The sequence below is a fragment of the Lautropia mirabilis genome, from assembly GCF_900637555.1.
In the GTDB taxonomy this organism is placed as follows: Bacteria; Pseudomonadota; Gammaproteobacteria; order Burkholderiales; family Burkholderiaceae_E; genus Lautropia; species Lautropia mirabilis.
In genome coordinates this window covers 2998697-3015567 of record NZ_LR134378.1, presented here as the reverse complement: position 1 = coordinate 3015567, position 16871 = coordinate 2998697, and the positions used below count along the sequence as shown (strand labels likewise).

18 protein-coding genes, 1 tRNA gene and 1 pseudogene are annotated in these 16871 nt (G+C 66.6%); all 20 read right to left on the bottom strand.

Annotation, left to right across the window (positions count from 1 at the left end; all coding sequences use genetic code 11):
* Positions 1-262 precede the first annotated feature (262 nt).
* The 20 genes and pseudogenes from EL249_RS12415 to EL249_RS12325 all read right to left on the bottom strand — a co-directional run bounded on the left by EL249_RS12415 (position 263) and on the right by EL249_RS12325 (position 16782).
* Positions 263-673, bottom strand: a complete 411-nt coding sequence (locus EL249_RS12415) for a cupin domain-containing protein (RefSeq protein ID WP_005671856.1) — start codon at positions 671-673, stop codon at positions 263-265.
* A complete protein-coding gene (locus EL249_RS12410) occupies positions 670-1005 on the bottom strand; it encodes a carboxymuconolactone decarboxylase family protein (protein WP_040530371.1) in 336 nt (111 codons plus the stop codon). Before EL249_RS12410 ends, EL249_RS12415 begins: the two co-directional genes overlap by 4 nt.
* 156 nt (positions 1006-1161) lie before the next feature.
* The gene (locus EL249_RS13410; RefSeq protein ID WP_419178807.1) at positions 1162-1446 is read right to left on the bottom strand and encodes a flavodoxin family protein; all 285 of its coding nucleotides are present in this window, start codon (positions 1444-1446) and stop codon (positions 1162-1164) included.
* Entirely contained in the window at positions 1377-1730 is a 354-nt protein-coding gene (locus EL249_RS13405; RefSeq protein ID WP_197721589.1) for an NADPH-dependent FMN reductase family protein, read from the bottom strand. Before EL249_RS13405 ends, EL249_RS13410 begins: the two co-directional genes overlap by 70 nt.
* Before the next feature lie 76 nt (positions 1731-1806).
* Positions 1807-1882: transfer RNA gene (locus EL249_RS12400), tRNA-Lys, on the bottom strand.
* 189 nt (positions 1883-2071) lie between these two features.
* The gene (ybgF, locus tag EL249_RS12395; protein WP_005671864.1) at positions 2072-2893 is read right to left on the bottom strand and encodes a tol-pal system protein YbgF; all 822 of its coding nucleotides are present in this window, start codon (positions 2891-2893) and stop codon (positions 2072-2074) included.
* A gap of 24 nt (positions 2894-2917) precedes the next feature.
* Entirely contained in the window at positions 2918-3487 is a 570-nt protein-coding gene (gene pal / locus EL249_RS12390; protein ID WP_005671865.1) for a peptidoglycan-associated lipoprotein Pal, read from the bottom strand.
* A gap of 147 nt (positions 3488-3634) precedes the next feature.
* Positions 3635-4912, bottom strand: a complete 1278-nt coding sequence (gene tolB / locus EL249_RS12385; protein WP_005671867.1) for a Tol-Pal system beta propeller repeat protein TolB — start codon at positions 4910-4912, stop codon at positions 3635-3637.
* Between the two features lie 14 nt (positions 4913-4926).
* Complete coding sequence (gene tolA, locus EL249_RS12380) at positions 4927-6066, bottom strand: cell envelope integrity protein TolA (protein WP_005671869.1); 1140 nt, start codon at positions 6064-6066, stop codon at positions 4927-4929.
* 21 nt (positions 6067-6087) lie between these two features.
* Positions 6088-6561 (bottom strand): ExbD/TolR family protein, encoded by a 474-nt coding sequence (locus EL249_RS12375; RefSeq protein WP_005671872.1) that lies wholly within the window; start codon positions 6559-6561, stop codon positions 6088-6090.
* A 4-nt stretch (positions 6562-6565) separates the two neighbouring features.
* Entirely contained in the window at positions 6566-7258 is a 693-nt protein-coding gene (gene tolQ / locus EL249_RS12370; protein WP_005671874.1) for a protein TolQ, read from the bottom strand.
* A 105-nt stretch (positions 7259-7363) separates the two neighbouring features.
* Positions 7364-7813, bottom strand: coding sequence for a YbgC/FadM family acyl-CoA thioesterase (locus EL249_RS12365; RefSeq protein WP_005671876.1), 450 nt, complete (start codon positions 7811-7813; stop codon positions 7364-7366).
* A gap of 172 nt (positions 7814-7985) precedes the next feature.
* Positions 7986-9026, bottom strand: coding sequence for a Holliday junction branch migration DNA helicase RuvB (gene ruvB / locus EL249_RS12360; protein ID WP_040530373.1), 1041 nt, complete (start codon positions 9024-9026; stop codon positions 7986-7988).
* Positions 9027-9036: 10 nt separating this feature from the next.
* The gene (ruvA, locus tag EL249_RS12355; protein WP_005671883.1) at positions 9037-9624 is read right to left on the bottom strand and encodes a Holliday junction branch migration protein RuvA; all 588 of its coding nucleotides are present in this window, start codon (positions 9622-9624) and stop codon (positions 9037-9039) included.
* A gap of 228 nt (positions 9625-9852) precedes the next feature.
* On the bottom strand, positions 9853-10365 hold the full coding sequence (gene ruvC / locus EL249_RS12350; RefSeq protein WP_005671885.1) for a crossover junction endodeoxyribonuclease RuvC: 513 nt from the start codon (positions 10363-10365) through the stop codon (positions 9853-9855).
* A 106-nt stretch (positions 10366-10471) separates the two neighbouring features.
* On the bottom strand, positions 10472-12082 hold the full coding sequence (gene purH / locus EL249_RS12345) for a bifunctional phosphoribosylaminoimidazolecarboxamide formyltransferase/IMP cyclohydrolase (protein ID WP_005671887.1): 1611 nt from the start codon (positions 12080-12082) through the stop codon (positions 10472-10474).
* A gap of 1 nt (position 12083) precedes the next feature.
* The gene (locus EL249_RS12340) at positions 12084-12341 is read right to left on the bottom strand and encodes a helix-turn-helix domain-containing protein (RefSeq protein ID WP_005671890.1); all 258 of its coding nucleotides are present in this window, start codon (positions 12339-12341) and stop codon (positions 12084-12086) included.
* Complete coding sequence (dusB, locus tag EL249_RS12335; RefSeq protein WP_005671891.1) at positions 12338-13414, bottom strand: tRNA dihydrouridine synthase DusB; 1077 nt, start codon at positions 13412-13414, stop codon at positions 12338-12340. Before dusB ends, EL249_RS12340 begins: the two co-directional genes overlap by 4 nt.
* Before the next feature lie 1478 nt (positions 13415-14892).
* Positions 14893-15627: pseudogene (murU, locus tag EL249_RS13675) on the bottom strand (N-acetylmuramate alpha-1-phosphate uridylyltransferase MurU); the annotation flags it as partial.
* A 69-nt stretch (positions 15628-15696) separates the two neighbouring features.
* Positions 15697-16782, bottom strand: coding sequence for an aminoglycoside phosphotransferase family protein (locus EL249_RS12325; RefSeq protein WP_005671894.1), 1086 nt, complete (start codon positions 16780-16782; stop codon positions 15697-15699).
* Positions 16783-16871: the final 89 nt, after the last annotated feature.

Below are 16871 nucleotides of genomic sequence, written 5' to 3'. Positions count from 1 at the left end.
AGCAGTCATCTGGGCTGAAGTGGCGGATCAGCAACTGGCCGACGGTCCATGAATCCTTTCAGGAGCAGCGCTTGCCATCGTAGGAGTTTCGTTGTCCGGGACGCTTTCTGCTGGAGCAGGTGGCTGTGTTCCTGCCTGGTGCGCTGGTGGTATGGGCTGTGGATGATGCCGGCAATGGCCGGCTGGTGCTTCTGGTTACGGCCATCATGACGGTGGCGATGGCCGCGAGCATTGTCCGTTTTGAGCGCCGATACGTTGCCGCTCAGCCCGGCAGTGCATCATAGTCGGCCATGGGCACCGCTTCGAAGAACTCGGTGGCCCCGGCCGTGATGGCCACGTGGCTGAACCAGCTGTCCTTCGTGGCGCCGTGCCAGTTCTTCACGCCTTTGGGTGTGATGACCACATCGCCTGGTTTCATCGCCCGGGCTGGCTGGCCTTCTTCCTGATACCACCCTTCGCCGGCAACGGCGATCAGGATCTGGTAACCATCGGTATGCACATGCCAGTTGTTGCGACAGCCCGGCTCGAAGCTGACATTGGCCACGGCGACCGGAATGTCCGGGTTGGCAGCCAGCATGCTCAGGTAGCTTTGTCCCACGAAGGAGCGGGCGTATTTGTCGTTCTTCTCGCCAAACGGGAATATGCCGTGTTTGACCTGTTGCTCGCTGTTCATGGCTGTTCCTCCTTGTCCGTATAGATCTGTTTGGCCAGATTGAAGGCCGACCAGGCTTTGGGCCAGCCCACGTAGAAGGCCAGATGGGTAATGACCTCGGCAATTTCTGCCTGGGTGATGCCATTTTGCCTGCCGATGCGCAGGTGGGCGGGGATCTGTTCGAAATTGCCGCCCGAAATCAGTGCGGAAATGGTGATGAGACTGCGCGTGCGGGGCGCCAGCTCCTGCTCGCGCGACCAGACCTGTCCGAACAGGACATCATCGTTCAGTTCGGCGAACTTGGGGGCGAAGTCACCCAGCCGGTCGCGGCCAGCCGTTTGTTTCTGGGGCATGAGGCTTTCCTCCATGGGATTGGGGAGCTGGGCTTGCAGATGTTTCTGGGTGCCCGCTTCGCTTTTGGGTTGCAACGGGTCTCCACAGGTTGCCTGTGGACGCTCGCCGGATATACGGGGCAAGATAGCATGAGCTTCGGCCCGTATCCATTGATGTCACTTCAGTCTGGACAGCCATTGCCGGACCTGTGCGCGGCTTTCCTCGGCTTTTGTGCCTTCCATGACGAACAGGATGCCATCGCGCTCGCGCCCGCCCTGAAGGGACAGACCCGGAGTCACACGACAGCCCTTACACAGGCGGTTGATCTCTTCGAAGCCGCTGCCCACGCCGTAGCCGGCATGGGTTTTGAAGGGTGCCACGGTCTTGCCCTTCAGATCATGGCTGGCCAGAAAGCTGCGGATCGGTGGCGGCAGCTGCATGCCCCAGGTGGGAAAACCAATGAATACCCGGTTGAACTGCTGCAGGTTGTCGAGGCGGGTTCTGAGAGGAGGCGATAGCCGCTTTCATCCTCCATCTGCACCTGCGCTACGGTGGCCCGACAATTTTCGGGGTAGGGCTTCTGCAGTTCCAGGGCCACCAGTTCTCCGCCAGTTTCCGTCTGGATCATGCGTGCCACGGCCTCGGTGTTGTGGCTGCGGCTCAGGTAGACGATCAGATCTTTGGCAAAGGCCGATGGCATGACGAATACGGAGCAGCACAGGGCAACGAGGACGCCGCACAGCATGGAAGCCGTGCGGCTGATGAAAAATGATCTGAGCGGAAATGAAAAAGCCCGGCACAAGGCCGGGCTTTTGAGAAACTGGTGGGTCGTGTAGGGCTCGAACCTACGACCAACGGATTAAAAGTCCGCTGCTCTACCAACTGAGCTAACGACCCAGATTTAACCTGTCTGTCAGGTCATTCAGTGTTGCGGTGCGCTGCATCACTGAAGAAACAGCATGATATCAGCGCTTTTTCAGCTTTGCAAGTGGGTGGGCGAAATTTTTTTGATGGGGCCTTGCTGCATGGGGCGGATTGCACTGCATGGGGCCTGCATCACGGGGGCGCCTCCACTTGCTGACGAGCTTACATGGCTTTCAGACGCTCACGCGCGGCGTTGGCCGCCGGGGTGTTGGGGTGCTCCTTGCCGATGCGGATGAAGGTCTGGCGGGCCGCCTTGTCGTTGCCAGCGTCGACCTGGGCATTGCCGATCAGCAGCAGGGCGTCGGCCTTGCGGGCGCTGTCGGGGAAGCGCTGGATGAGCGACTGCAGGGTGTTGACCGCGCCGTTGTAATTGCCCTGGGCGTACTGGGCCCCGCCCTGCCAGTACAGCGCAGTAGGCAGGTAGGGGCTTTCCGGGTAGGTCTTGGCAAACTTGGCGAAGGCCTGGTCGGCGGCCTTGAAGTTGCTCTTGCGGAAGAGGGCGAGTGCGGCTTCGAACTCGTTCTTCTCGGCCTGCTCGACGCTGAACTGGCGGCCGTCGATGGTGACCTGTGTGGGCTCGAAGCGCTTCAGGCGCGAATCCATGTCGGCGGACATGTCCTGCTGGCTCTTCTGGGCCTGCTGCAGCTGGTTCAGGGTGTCTTCGAGCTGGCCGCGCAGCTGGGCCACTTCCTGGCGCAGGCTGTCGATGTCGTTCTGGCGCGAGAGGCTGGCCTTCTGGCTGACTTCCAGCCGTCCCAGGCGCTGCTCGATGTCGGTCTGCCGGCTGGCAAGGTCGTTGAGCTGGCGGGAGAGGTCACGCTGCAGGGTGTCGACCTTGGTGCGCAGGTTGAGCACCGCCTGGCGGGCCTCGTCGTCACCGAACAGGGCGGCCTGGGCCGGAGGGCTGGCCAGCTGCAGGCCGGCGCCCAGCAGGGCGGCCAGCAGCGGGGCTTTGAGGAAGACAGGGCGAAGACGCAGGATCATGTCAGGTCATCCGGGCAGGATGGATCAGCGGTAGTTGATGTCGACCCGGCGGTTCTGCGAACGGGACGACTCGTCGGTGCCGGAGGCGCGGGGTTTCTCCTCGCCGTAGCTGATGGATTCCATCTGGTTCTCGTCGACGCCCAGTGTGCTGAGGGCGCGGCGCACGGCGTCGGCACGCTTCTGACCCAGGGCCAGGTTGTACTCGCGGCTGCCGAACTCGTCGGTGTTGCCTTCCAGCACGATGTGCTTGTCACGATGGGCGGACAGGTAGTTGGCGTGGGCTTCGATGATGGGCTGGTATTCGGGCAGGATGGCGAAGCTGTCGAACTCGAAGAAGACCTCGCGCTTGGCCAGCGGGCTGTTGGGATCCTGCAGGGGGTCGGTGGCCTCGTCCTGCGGCTGGACGGGGGTGATGTCGTGGCCGCTGTCGAGGTTGCCGTCCTGGCCTTGACCTTCCTGGCCCTGAGTGGCTTCGTCGGTGGCACTGACGGCGTGCTCGTCGGACTCACCGAGGTCGACCGAGGTACAGCCGCTCAGGATGGCAAGGCCCAGCCCGAGACTGAGCAGACGACGTTTGGACAGGGTGGAAAACATCGGAAGGCTCCTATTGCTTGAATCGTGATGCTCTGGATGTCGTGAATTCTTGGTGGTCACTTGACGACACTATAGCGGTTCTGGCGGCCGGAGCGCCCAAAGGCAGGCCGGCCGTACCGGGCATGGGCGTGCTCGGGCGGCCGGGCGTTACCAGGTGTACGGTCCCCAGGCGGGCTCGCGCACGCTGCTGGTGCTGCTGGACAGGCGCTGCTTGACCCGGCCATCGGTGGAGACGGCCATCAGGTATTCGCGACCGCCGGCGCGGGTGGTGTACATGACCCACTGGCCATTGGGCGCGAAGCTGGGGGACTCCTCTTCGCCGGTGTCAGTGAGGAGCGTCTCGTCGCCGGACTGAAGATCCTTCAGGGCGATGAGAAAGCGTCCGTTGCGCTGGGTGACATAGGCCATCTGCTGGCCGTCGGGACTGATGCGCGGCGACACGTTGTAGGACGAGCCGAAGGTGACCCGGGAGGCAGCGCCGCCGTTGCTGGGCATGCGGTAGATCTGCGGTGCACCGCCACGGTCGGACGTGAAGTAGAGGAACTTGCCGTCAGGTGAGTAGACGGGTTCGGTGTCGATGCTGCTGGACTGGGTGAGACGCCGGGCGCTTTCGCCGCCATCGGCGCTGACCTGGTAGATCTGGGAGCCGCCGTCACGGGTGAGGGTGACAGCCAGGCTGCGGCCGTCATGCGACCAGGCCGGAGCACTGTTGCTGCCCTTGAACTTGGCAACGGCCTTGCGCTGGCCGCTGGCCAGGTCGTGGACGTAGACGACGGGCTTCTTCGTCTCGAAGGAGACGTAGGCCAGCCGCTTGCCGTCAGGCGACCAGGCAGGCGAGATGATGGGTTCGCCGGCATTGAGTGCGGTCTGCACGTTCTGGCCGTCCCAGTCGGCCACGTTGAGCCGATAGCGGTTGCCCTGCTTGGTGACGAAGGCGATGCGGGTGGAGAAGATGCCCTTGATGCCGGTGAGCTTCTCGTAGACGATGTCCGCGATGCGATGACCGGCCAGGCGCACGTCGGACTCACCGGCCGTCATGGTGGCTTCGGTGATGACGGACTGGCGCACGGTGTCGGCCAGCTTGTAGCGGAATTCCAGTCGGGCGTTGGCCACGGGCTGCACCGAGCCCACCAGTACCGAGTCGGCGCCCTGACCGCGCAGGGCCGACATGTCCAGCGGCGAGTTTTCGCTGAGGGTCTCGGTGAGGTTGACCAGCCGGAACATGCCGCTGCGCTGCAGGTCTTCCTGGATGACGACGTCAAGCTGCTGGGGAGCCTGGCCGGCGCCGTTGAAGGGGGCCAGGGCCAGCGGAACCTGGCGTGCACCAACGCCGCTCACGTCGATGCGCATCGACTGGGCCGACAGGGAACCCGCCATGAAGAGGGCGGAGGCAAGGATGCCAAGGTGGAACGCGCGTCTTTTCATGATCTGATTATGACTCAATCCTGTGGGCCATGATGGATTTCCAGCGTGCTCTCGCAGCTGCCGGAACGGGGGCAGGGGAAGGGGTCGGTGCGCCGGATGGCGCGCTCGGCGGCACTGTCCCAGGCAGCATTGCCGCTGGACTGCTTCAGGCGCACGTCCTGGATCCGGCCGTCACGATCAAGCCGCACGTCGAAGACTGCCTTCGGATTGCCGCTGATCTGCTGGAAGAAGGTGGTGTTGTTGCGGATGGCCGAGCTGACACGGGCCGCATAGCCGGCATCGCGGGCACCGCTGGTACTGCCGTGGATGGCGGTGCTGTCGGCATCACCGGCCTGGCTGAGCAGGGCGCTGACGGCAGCCTTGCGGCGAGCCTCGGCGGCCTGGCGCTGGGCGGCGGCCTTCTCGGCGGCAGCTTTCTGGGCAGCCGCCTTCTCAGCCTTTTCAGCTTTCTCTTTCTCAGCCTTTTCTTTCTCGGCTTTTTCCTTCTCGGCCTTTTCCTGAGCCAGCTTGCGCTGACGCGCCTCTTCCTGCTTCTTCTGCTCTTCGCGCTTCTTCTCTTCTTCCTGGCGCTTCTTCTCTTCGGCAGCCTTGCGCTCGGCTTCCTTGCGTGCTTCCTCGGCCTTGCGTTCCTGTTCCTTGCGCTGGGCTTCCTCGCGTTGGCGCTTCTCTTCGGCGCGCTGACGCTCCAGCTCGGCCTGGCGGGCACGCTCACGCTCGCGCGCCTCGGCTTCCTGGCGTTTCTTCTCTTCCTCGGCCAGGCGGCGCTTCTCTTCTTCGCGGCGACGTTCTTCCTCGGCCTTGCGCTCGGCTTCTTCCTTCGCCTTGGCGATGGCAATGGCCGGGTCCGGCTGCTCGGCCTTCACGGGCTCGGGTTCCGGCGCCGGGGCAGGCTTGGGCGGCGGTGGCGGCGGCTCGGGGGCCGGCTGCGGCTCAGGTTCGGGCGCGGGTGCCTCGGGTGCCTCTTCGGGGGCCGGCAGGTCCTCCATGGGGATCCACAGCTCGGCCTGCACGACTTCGGGCTGGGGCTTCTGCCAGTCGATGCCGACGAACAGCAGCGTGCCCAGCCCCACGTGCATCAGCAGGGCAAGCAGGAAGGACAGCAGACGGCTGGCGCTGCTGCCTTGGGCGGAGGGATCGGCGTGCGGGTTGGCCATGCGCGCAAACGGGGGCGGAGGTCAGGAGGAACGAGCCGGGGCGGTGGGCCGGGGCTTGACCATGAGGCCGACGCGGGCGACGCCCTGCTGCTTGATGTCGCCCATGACGTCGAGGATGGTCTCGTAGCGTACCTGCTTGTCGCCGCTGATGACGACGGGCTGCGGCCCCTTGCCGTCGGCCGCGAGGGCGGTGAGCAGCTGTTTCAGCTCATCGGGCAGTCGTTCACGGGTGACCTGGATTTCCTGTGGCTTGGGCTGGTTGCGTGTCTGCAGCGTGAGCTTGCCGTCGGCGGTCACCTGCACCTCGATATAGGGCTCGGGCTGGCGCGGGGTGGCGTCGACGGCGGGCAGGTCGATGGTGCTGGCGGGCACAAAGGGGGCGGTGACCATGAAGATCACCAGCAGCACCAGCATCACGTCGATGTAGGGGACCACGTTGATGTCGCTGACCAGGCGCTTGCCGCGGCCACGACGGCGGGGGGCGGAGGCGGGCATGATGTCAGCGGGCGTGTCGGTCGAGGATGTTCGAGAACTCGTCGATGAAGGTCTCGAAGCGGTTGGCCAGACGCTCGATCTCGTAGGCGTAGCGGTTGTAGGCGACGACGGCAGGGATGGCGGCAAAGAGGCCGATGGCGGTGGCGACCAGGGCCTCGGCGATGCCGGGGGCCACGGAGGCCAGGGTGGCCTGCTGCACGTCGGCCAGGCCGCGGAAGGCGTTCATGATGCCCCAGACGGTGCCGAACAGGCCGATGTAGGGGCTGACCGAGCCGGCCGAGGCCAGAAAGGCCAGCGAGGATTCGAGGGCGTCCATTTCACGCTGGAAGGCGGCACGCATGGCCCGCGAGGCGGGGGCCAGCACGATGTTGCTGCTCTCCGGGCCACCGTTGCCCGTGATGCCGTTCTGGCGGGCGCGGCGGAATTCCTTCATGCCGGCTTCGAAGATGCGGGCCATGGGGCCAGGGTCCTTGCTGGCGTGCGAGACCTCCTGGTAGAGCGCATTGAGTTCGGCGCCCTGCCAGAATTTTTCCTCGAAGCGGTTGGTGGCGCGCTGGGCCGCCTTGATGGCGAACAGCTTGCGGAAGATGATGGTCCAGGACACCAGGGAGATCACCAGCAGCAGGGCCATGACGGCCTGTGCCAGCAGGCTGGCATCGGAGATCATGGACAGGATCGAGAGGTCGTGGGCGTTCATCGCGGGAATCGGGTTGGTCCTGTGGGAAGCTCAGTCTTTTGCAGGCTAGGAACGGCTGAGCTGCGGGAATGGCCGACATGGATCGGCCAGGCCGGAAAACGGGGATCAGGGGGCGTCGGCGTCCGATGCGGGCGGCACGCACTGCCGAAGCCGCTCGAACACGTCGTCGGGCAGGGGTACCGGGCGGCCGGTAGCCGGCTCGATGCAGGCAACCTTGACTGCACCTTCGGCAAGCAGGGCGCCGTCGGCCTGGTTGCGGGCGCGGTGCAGCAGCCGGATGGAGGCACGGCGGATGTCCAGTCTGGGATCGTTCAGACCGGTGTCGACGGCCAGCAGGTCGTCGAGTCGGGCAGGGCGGTGGTACTCGATGCTGCAGTTGCGCACGACCAACGCGGTGCCCAAGGTGGCCAGGCGCTGGTGGTCGACACCAAGCGCGCGCAGCCAGTCGCTGCGCGAGCGCTCGAAGAACTTCAGGTAGTTTGCGTAGTAGACGATGCCACCCGCGTCCGTATCTTCGTAGTAGACACGGACATCGATCGTATGGAGCTGTATCACGACACGATTCTAACTGGCAGGCCAAGGGCGTGCCGGGCTTGCCAGTGTGGTTCTGTGGTTTCGGTGCCACCGGTGCGCGGATGGCCGGAAAGCAGGCCGTCCGGGCTGTCGGGCGGCTTGCCGCCGGCGGCCTCACTGTAGCCCGGGCTCCATGGGCTGGCGACGGGAGGTGTCAGTCCTCGGTCTCCGATGCTCCGCGCTGGGCGGTGGGCACCGGCAGGCCGAAGTGCTCCCAGGTGGTGGCGGTGACCATCCGGCCGCGCGGGGTGCGCTGCAGCAGGCCCTGCTGGATCAGGTAGGGTTCGATCACGTCCTCGATGGTGTCACGGACCTCACCGATGGCGGCAGCGATGTTGTCCAGCCCCACCGGACCGCCGCCGAAGCGCTCGATGATGGCTTCGAGGAGCTTGCGGTCCATGATGTCCAGGCCGATCGGGTCCACGTCGAGCATGCCCAGGGCGTCGTCGGCCACGCGGCCGGTGATGCGGCCGTCGGCGCGGATCTCGGCGTAGTCCCGCACCCGGCGCAGCAGGCGGTTGGCGATGCGCGGTGTGCCGCGCGAGCGGCGGGCGATCTCGTTGGCACCATCCTCGGCGATGTCGGCGCCCAGCAGCCGGGCCGAGCGCAGCACGATGCTCTGCAGCTCGTCGGTCTCGTAGAACTCCAGCCGTGAGACGATGCCGAAGCGGTCGCGCAGCGGGTTGGTGAGCATGCCGGCCCGGGTGGTGGCGCCCACCAGGGTGAAGGGGGCAATGTCGAGCTTGATGGAGCGGGCGGCCGGCCCTTCACCGATCATGATGTCGATCTGGAAATCTTCCAGTGCCGGGTAGAGGATCTCTTCCACCACGGGCGAGAGACGGTGGATCTCGTCGATGAAGAGCACGTCATTGCGGTCGAGCCCCGTGAGCAGGGCCGCCAGGTCGCCGGGGCGTTCCAGCACCGGGCCGGAGGTCTGCTTCAGGTTCACGCCCATCTCGGCGGCGATGATGTGCGCGAGCGTGGTCTTGCCCAGCCCCGGAGGACCGAACAGCAGCACGTGGTCCAGCGCCTCCTGGCGCCGGCGGCTGGCCTCGATGAAGATGTCGAGCTGCTGGCGGATCTTGCGCTGGCCCACGTAGTCGGCCAGCCGGCGCGGACGCAGCGCCTTTTCCAGCTGCTCTTCCTGCACGGAAACAGGGGCGGCGTCGATCAGGCGGTCGTGTTCGATGGGCATGGCGTGTTCCTCAGCCGGCACGCACCAGCAGCTTCAGTGCCTGGCGGATGCCGTCGTTGACGTTGACGCCCTCGGGCAGCTTCGCAATGGCGGCATTGGATTCCTTCTCGGAATAGCCCAGCGCCAGCAGGGCACGCAGGATGTCGTCGCCACTGGAAAAGAGCGCCTGATCATTGATCTGGATGCCGCTGGAGGCCAGGGCCAGCTTGCCTTTCAGTTCCAGCAGCAGGCGCTCGGCTGTCTTCTTGCCGACGCCGGGCACCCGGGTGAGGCGGCCCGTTTCCTGCTCGGCCACGGCACGTGACAGATCGTCCACGCTGAGTCCCGACAGCACGGCCAGAGCCATGCGCGGCCCGATGCCCGAGACGCGGATCATCGCCCGGAAGGCCGTGCGCTCGCTCTCGGTCAGAAAGCCGTAGAGCAGCTGGGCGTCCTCGCGCACCACCAGATGGGTCCAGAGCGTGACGGTCTGGCCGGGTGGGGGCAGTTCATAGAGCGTGCTCATCGGCACGGAGATTTCATAGCCGACCCCATGAGCATCGACAAGGATTTCAGGGGGATTGGCAAGGACCAGGGTGCCGTGGATGCGACCGATCATGGGCGAGGGGGCTGGGCGCGTGAAGATACTGGGATTTTACACAGTATCGGGTCAACGGAAAGTGCGGGCCTGCTGCCTGTGGCGGGATTGGTCCGTCATCCGTGGCCAAGGAAGCAGGTTGCTGACGAATGGTCGATGCGCGGCCTGTGGATGGAAGGTGCCGCCGATGCGCCACCGTCGGGACATCAGGCGGGCCAGGCAGCCTGCCGGTCCGTCGGGCCGATCCGTTCAGCCCAGCACCCGCCCCGCACGCAGGCGTCGGCCCAGGCTGCCGATGACGGGACCGCCGTGGTTGTGGCAGATGGCGCAGGCCAGTGCGTCGGCGGCGTCGGTGCTGGGCAGGCCGGGCAGCGTCAGGATCCGCTTGACCATCTCCTGCACCTGTTCCTTGGTGGCGCGGCCATAGCCCACCACGGCCTGCTTGATCTGCAGGGCCGTGTATTCGTGGACGGGCAGCCCGGTGCTGACCATCGCACCGATGGCGGCGCCGCGCGCCTGGCCCAGCAGCAGCGTGGACTTGGGATTGACGTTGACGAAGACGATCTCGCAGACGGCCACGGTGGGACGGTATTCCTTCACCAGCTCGATGATGCCCTGATGCAGTCGCCCCAGACGTTCGGGCAGCTGGCCTTCACCGGAGCGGATGACGCCGCTGGCGACGTAGCGCATGGCGTCACCCCGGGTGTCGATGAGCCCGAAACCGGTGGTGCGCAGCCCGGGATCTATGCCAAGGATGCGCATGGGGGCAGAGACGTGGCAAAGGGGGAGGCCTGCCCGGCGGGAAGGCTGGGCAGGCGTGGCCGTGCATCCAGCAGGGCCGGACAGGCTGCGACAGGGGGGTGGTGCATCAGTGGCGGAAGTGGCGCACGCCCGTGAACACCATGCACACGTCGCGTTCGTTGGCCGCGTCGATCACTTCCTGGTCGCGCATCGAGCCACCGGGCTGGATGACGGCGGTAGCGCCGGCATCGACCACCACGTCCAGGCCGTCGCGGAACGGGAAGAAGGCGTCCGACGCCACAACCGAGCCCTGCAGGTCCAGACCGGCATTGGCGGCCTTGATGGACGCGATGCGGGCCGAATCCACCCGGCTCATCTGCCCGGCGCCAATGCCCAGTGTCTGGCCGTTGCCGCAATAGACGATGGCATTGGACTTGACGTAGTGGGCCACCTGCCAGGCAAACAGCAGGTCGGCCAGCTGCTGCGGCGTGGGCTGACGCTTCGTGACGACCTTCAGGGCGCTGGCCGTCAGGCGATGCTCGTCGGGGCTCTGCACCAGCAGGCCGCCGCCCACGCGCTTCAGGTCCAGCCGGTTGCCGCCCTGGGCCATCGGCACCTCCAGCAGGCGCACATTGGGCTTGTCCTTCATGATGGCCAGGGCGTCCTCGCCGAAGCCGGGAGCCAGCAGCACTTCGACGAACTGCTTGGACACGGCCTGGGCAGTGTCGCCGTCGACCGGGCGGTTGAAGGCGATGATGCCGCCGAAGGCCGAGGTGGGGTCGGTCGCGAAGGCACGCCGGTAGGCCTGCAGCGGGCCGTCACCGATGGCCACGCCACAGGGGTTGGCGTGCTTGATGATGACGCAGGCCGGCTGCTCGAAGGCCTTCACGCATTCCCAGGCGGCGTCGGCATCGGCGATGTTGTTGTAGGACAGCTCCTTGCCCTGCAGTTGCTGGTAGGTGGCCAGCGTGCCCGGGGCGGGCTGCGCCTCGCGGTAGAAGGCGGCGAACTGGTGCGGGTTCTCGCCATAGCGCATGGGCTGCACGCGCTCGAACTGCAGCGTGAGCGTGGCGGGCAGCGGTGCCTTGCTGCCGTCTTCGGCAATGGCCGACAGGTGGTTGGCCACAGCGCCGTCGTACTGGGCGGTATGGCCGAAGGCCTTCACCGCCAGGTTGAAGCGGGTGGGTCCGGAGACGGCCTTCTGCGTCTGCAGCTGCTGCAGTACCGGCTGATAGTCGGCCGGATCGACGATGACGGTGACGCCGGCGTGGTTCTTGGCCGCCGCGCGCAGCATGGCCGGACCCCCGATGTCGATGTTCTCGATGGCTTCATCAAGCGTCACGCCCGGGCGGGCCACCGTCTGCTGGAACGGATACAGGTTGACGGCCAGCAGATCGATGCGGCCAATGCCGTGCTGCTCAAGGGCCGCCATGTGCGCGGGCAGGTCACGCCGGGCCAGCAGGCCGCCGTGCACCTTCGGATGCAGGGTCTTCACCCGGCCATCCAGCATCTCCGGAAAGCCGGTGTAGTCGGAAACCTCGATGACGGGCACACCGGCCTCGGCCAGCATCCGGGCCGTTCCTCCCGTGGACAGGATCTCCACGCCCAGGGCGTGCAGCCCGCGTGCGAACTCCAGAACGCCCGTCTTGTCGAAAACGCTGATCAGGGCCCGGGTGACCGGCGCCGGGGGCAGATCCGCGGGTTTGTTCACCCCGCTGGCATGAACCGTGATCGACATGTCAGTTTCCTCCTTGATTATTGAGCAGACCGTAGGTCGTGAGTTTCTTGCGAAGCGTATTGCGGTTGATGCCGAGCATGGCCGAGGCGCGCAGCTGATTGCCGCCGGCGTGGCGCATCACCACTTCCAGCATCGGCTTTTCCACGGCCGACAGCACCATGTCGTAGATCAGGCCAGGCTGGGTGTTGTCCAGGTCCTCGAAGTACTTTTCCAGATTGCTGGTCACGGCTTCCTGAAGAGTCATCGGAGGCTTGGTCATGATGGTTGGGTTCCTCCCTGATCGATGCCGGTGTCCAGCAGGGACGCCCGATCGGCGAAGTAGCGTTCCAGCAGGCGGACCTGTCCGTCGGCCTGCTCACAGTCATTGATGGCGTGTCGAAGCGCCTCGGTGGCTTCGTCCGGTTGTCGGTCGCCGCAGAGTGCCTGCAGGTACCAGCCGATGTGCTTGCGGGCAGTGCGCACGCCGGTGAACTCACCGTAGAAGCGGTAGTGGTCGTTCAGGTGCTCCAGCAGCAGGTCTCGCACCTCCCGCCAGGTGGGGGCTGGCAAGCGGGTGCCGTGGGCCAGATAGTGATCCACCTCGCGGAAGATCCAGGGCCGTCCCTGGGCGGCTCGGCCGATCATCACCGCGTCGGCGCCCGTCTGCGCCAGGACGTCCCGTGCCTTCTCGGGGGAATCGATGTTGCCGTTGGCCACGACCGGAATGCCCACGGCGGCCTTCACCTCGGCAATGGTGGTGTAGTCGACCGGGCCGTGGTAGCGGCAGGCGCGGCTGCGGCCATGCACGGTGATCATCACGGCACCGGCCGCCTCGGCGGCACGCGCCAGCGCCACTGCATTGCGATGGTCAGGGTCGATGCCGGTACGCATCTTGACGGTGACCGGCACCGGCACGGCCTTGACCACGCGCTCGATGATCTCGATGGCCAGCGGCTCGTTCCCCATCAGGGCGGAGCCGGCGTAGACGTTGCAGACCTTCTTGACCGGACACCCCATGTTGATGTCGATGATCTGCGCGCCGCGTTCGACGTTGAAGCGGGCGGCCTCGGCCATCATGGCGGGGTCGGCGCCGGCGATCTGAACGGCCTTGGGCTCGATCTCGCCGGCATGGTCGATGCGGCGCGAGGTCTTGACGCTGTTCCAGAGCCGCGGGTTGGAGGCCGCCATTTCGGAGACGGCATAGCCGGCGCCCAGGCGCTTGCACAGCTGCCGGTAGGGGCGATCGGTGACGCCGGCCATGGGCGCCACCAGGGCCCGATGCGGCAGCGCATACGGACCGATTCTCAGCAGCGCGGGCTGACTGGGGGCGGGCGGGGCGGCGGAGGCGGGCATTGCGGACGGCAGTGCGAAGGGATGACGCGGGAGCGGGCAGATGGTGGAGCGATCCACCATTGCGCCGGTGGCGGCGGTGCGGGGGCGCGATGATACCGCAAGCCACGGGCTTGTCCCGGTCGACACGACGACACGCTCTGGAATTCCCGGCGGCCGGGATCGTCATTCTAGCGCGCAGAGCGCAGGGCCGGCCATGTCCGTTCCATCCCGGAAACAGGAGGACAGGGGGCCTGTCCTCCCGGCGGTGAGCACGCGCCGTCCTGCCAGAAGGTGTGGCCGTTGTCCGGCGGCGGGCTTCAACGGTGCCCGAACACCAGCGCGCGCGCCAGTGGCAGGCGCAGGGGCCTGGCAACATGCATGGCGTTCAGCAGCATCGGCGGCAGCGTCCTTGCCGCCGGCCAGCTGAAGGCGGTCGACAGCAGATCGGTGCCGTGGATGGTCAGCCAGCGATCGGTCAGGCGGGCGCGGGCGTGGGCCTCCAGGGCCCGTGCCACGCGGGCGTGCGGCCCGGGCAGGCCGGTATCGAAGACGGCATCGCCCAGTTCCCGGGCCAGGACGAAGGCATCGCGCAGCCCCAGGTTGAGCCCCTGGCCCGCAACCGGATGCAGCATCTGCGCCGCGTTGCCGATCCAGACCTGGCCGGACGTCGTGGTCTGCCGGCGGCGGACGCGGGGCAGCGGCACGGCCACGGCCGGTGTGCACACCCGCAGCGGACCGAAGTGTCCGGCATGGCGGCCCCAATGGCGGGGGCCCAGGGCGGCACGCAGGGCTTCTCGCAGTTCCTGGCCCAGGGCATCGGCCGGCAGTGCGGCACGCCGGCGGCTGGCCTCGGCGGCATCGCTCCAGACCACGGTGTAGCGCGGGCCATCGGGCAGAGCCGGGGCGGGCAGCAGGGCCAGCGGGCCGCCAGGGCGGAAGCACTCGAAGGCGGTGTCGGCCGTGCCGGTCACGGCCACCTCGAGCAGCAGGCCGGCCTGGCCGCTGTCATGGGTGTCGAAGTCGGTGTCGTCCCGAGATTGTGCCGGGGGCATGCCGCCGGCATGGATCACCAGGGCGGGATCGGCGAAGGCCGGGTCGTCCGGCCGGGCAAAGGGCAGCTTCTCGGCGGCCTGGTGCAGCTGTGCAATGAGGTCTTCCCACACCACGACCCAGCCCAGCGCCGGCAGCGGAAAGTCTTCGCGATCGATGCGGGTGTGACCGTCCGTGCCGGCCTGCACGATCTCCACCGAGTCGATGCGCCCGGAGGCCGGCAGCGTGATCAGCCGGGCCAGGATCTGCCGCGATCCCTCGGACAATGCGATGGCCCGTCGCGGAGCATCCTTCGGCAGGATGCTGGTGGCGGGCCGGTCCAGCGGCAGCGCGATGCAGGCCGGGGGGATGCCGGCACGCACCAGCCAGAGCGCCGTGGCCAGTGCCACGGGGCCGGTGCCGTCAATGCGCACCGTCAGACCGTCGTGGGCGGGGGCCGTCAGCAGCCTGTCCAGATCTTTCAGGCGGGCCGGCGTGCCGATGTCGAACCACCGCCCCCGATGATGATCACCCAGGGCCCTGCCTGCCGTGATGGAACGCTCCAGCCAGGGGCGCAGCGGTGCACGTGTGCCGTCGGCAATGTCTCGGAACATGGCGGGCGTGAAGACACCGATGCCGGCGTAGGTGAGGGTGTCGGCTTCTTCCGGGTTTGTGGCGGTCTGCGTGTTGTTTCCCGCGCTTGCCTTGTGCGCCGTGCCAGCGGGTTTCAGGTGGCCGTTGTCCAGCGCGAAGTCCCCGCCCCGGTGGTGTCCGGGGTTGTCCACCATCAGGCACCAGCAGTCGCCTTCGCCGGCGGCCAGACGTTGCGCCACCTCGGTCAGCCGTGCGTAGTCCAGATCGCTCCAGGCGTCGCTGCTGATGACCGCGAACGGCGCGTTGTCAGGTTCGCCTTGGGTAAGCAGCGGCAGGGCGCGTGCAATGCCGCCGGCCGTTTCCAGCGCCTCACCCTCGGCCGAGTAGGTGATGTGCACGCCGTAGGCGCTGCCATCGCCCAGGGCAGCCGGAATCTGCTCACCCAGCCAGGCGTGGTTGATGATGACCTCGGTGATGCCGGCGGCCGCCAGCTTTTCCAGGTGCCAGACGATCAGGGGCTTGCCACCGGCCACCAGCAGGGGTTTGGGGGTGCGGTCGGTCAGCGGCCGCATCCGTTCGCCGCGTCCGGCGGCCAGCAGCATGGCTTTCATGGGATGACTCGAAAGGTGGGCGTGGGAAGGTGGCTCGGAAAAAGGCGGAATGGCCTGGGCAACGCGCGCTCAGAACGTGTAGCGGTGCTGGGCGTCGATGCCCTCGATGCGTTCGAACAGCCGGCACAGCGGGGCCAGCTCGTCATAGCGCTTGAGGGCAGCGTGCACATAGTGTGCCACCAGCGGCATGTCCTTCAGGTAGCCGTCCTTGCCGTCACGGTGCCAGAGGCGGGCGAAGATGCCCAGCACCTTCAGGTGGCGCTGGATGCCCATCCACTCGAAGTCCCGATAGAAATCGCTGAAATCGGCCGGTACCGGCAGCTTGGCGGCACGGGCGCGCTCCCAGTGGCGGATGGTCCAGTCCAGCACCTGTTCCTCGTCCCACTGGATGTAGGCATCGCGCAGCAGCGAAACCAGGTCATAGGTGAGCGGGCCATGCACGGCGTCCTGGAAATCCAGCACGCCCGGCAGCCGGGGCGCTTCCAGGATCATCAGGTTGCGGCTGTGATAGTCACGGTGCACGTAGCCGCGCGGCTGGGCCAGCACGTTGGCCAGGATCTTCTCGAAACCCTGCTGCAGCACCTGGGTTTCCTTCTCGGACAGCGTCACGCCCTTGTGTCGGGCAATGTACCAGTCCGGGTACAGCATCAGCTCGCGCAGCAGCAGTTCACGGTCGTACTCGGGAAACACGCCGGGCTGGCTGGCGCGTTGCAGTTTCACCAGCGCCTCGCTGGCTGCGGCGTACAGGCTGGGGGCGGTCTTTGCGTCCAGCTCGGCCAGGTAGGTGCGGTTGCCCAGGTCGTCCAGCAGCAGGAAGCCCCGCTCCAGATCAGCGGCGTGCACCCGGGGGACCGTCAGGCCCGCGGCACCCATGATCTCGGCCGCGTGCACGAAGGGCCGGCAGTCTTCCTGCGGGGGCGGCGCGTCCATCACGATGGCGGTGCCCGTGCCGACCGCCTGAGGCAGGGTGGCCTTCAGCCGGAAATAGCGGCGAAAGCTTGCGTCACTCGATGCCGGGGCCAGCGTGGCAACATCCAGGGCATGGCTTTCCGGCAGGCTGGCAAGCCATGTCTTCAGTTCTTCCAGCCGGGCATCGTCCCGGGCAGCAGCAGGGGCGGCGGGCGTGGGGGCGGGGGAGGCGTGTTCGGCAGGCATCGTGGAAACCGGAAAATTCCGAAGGGCGGGGTGATGAAGGAAGCGACAGCAGGCCGTAGCGGGCGGCACGGAGCGCATGAGCTCTCCCT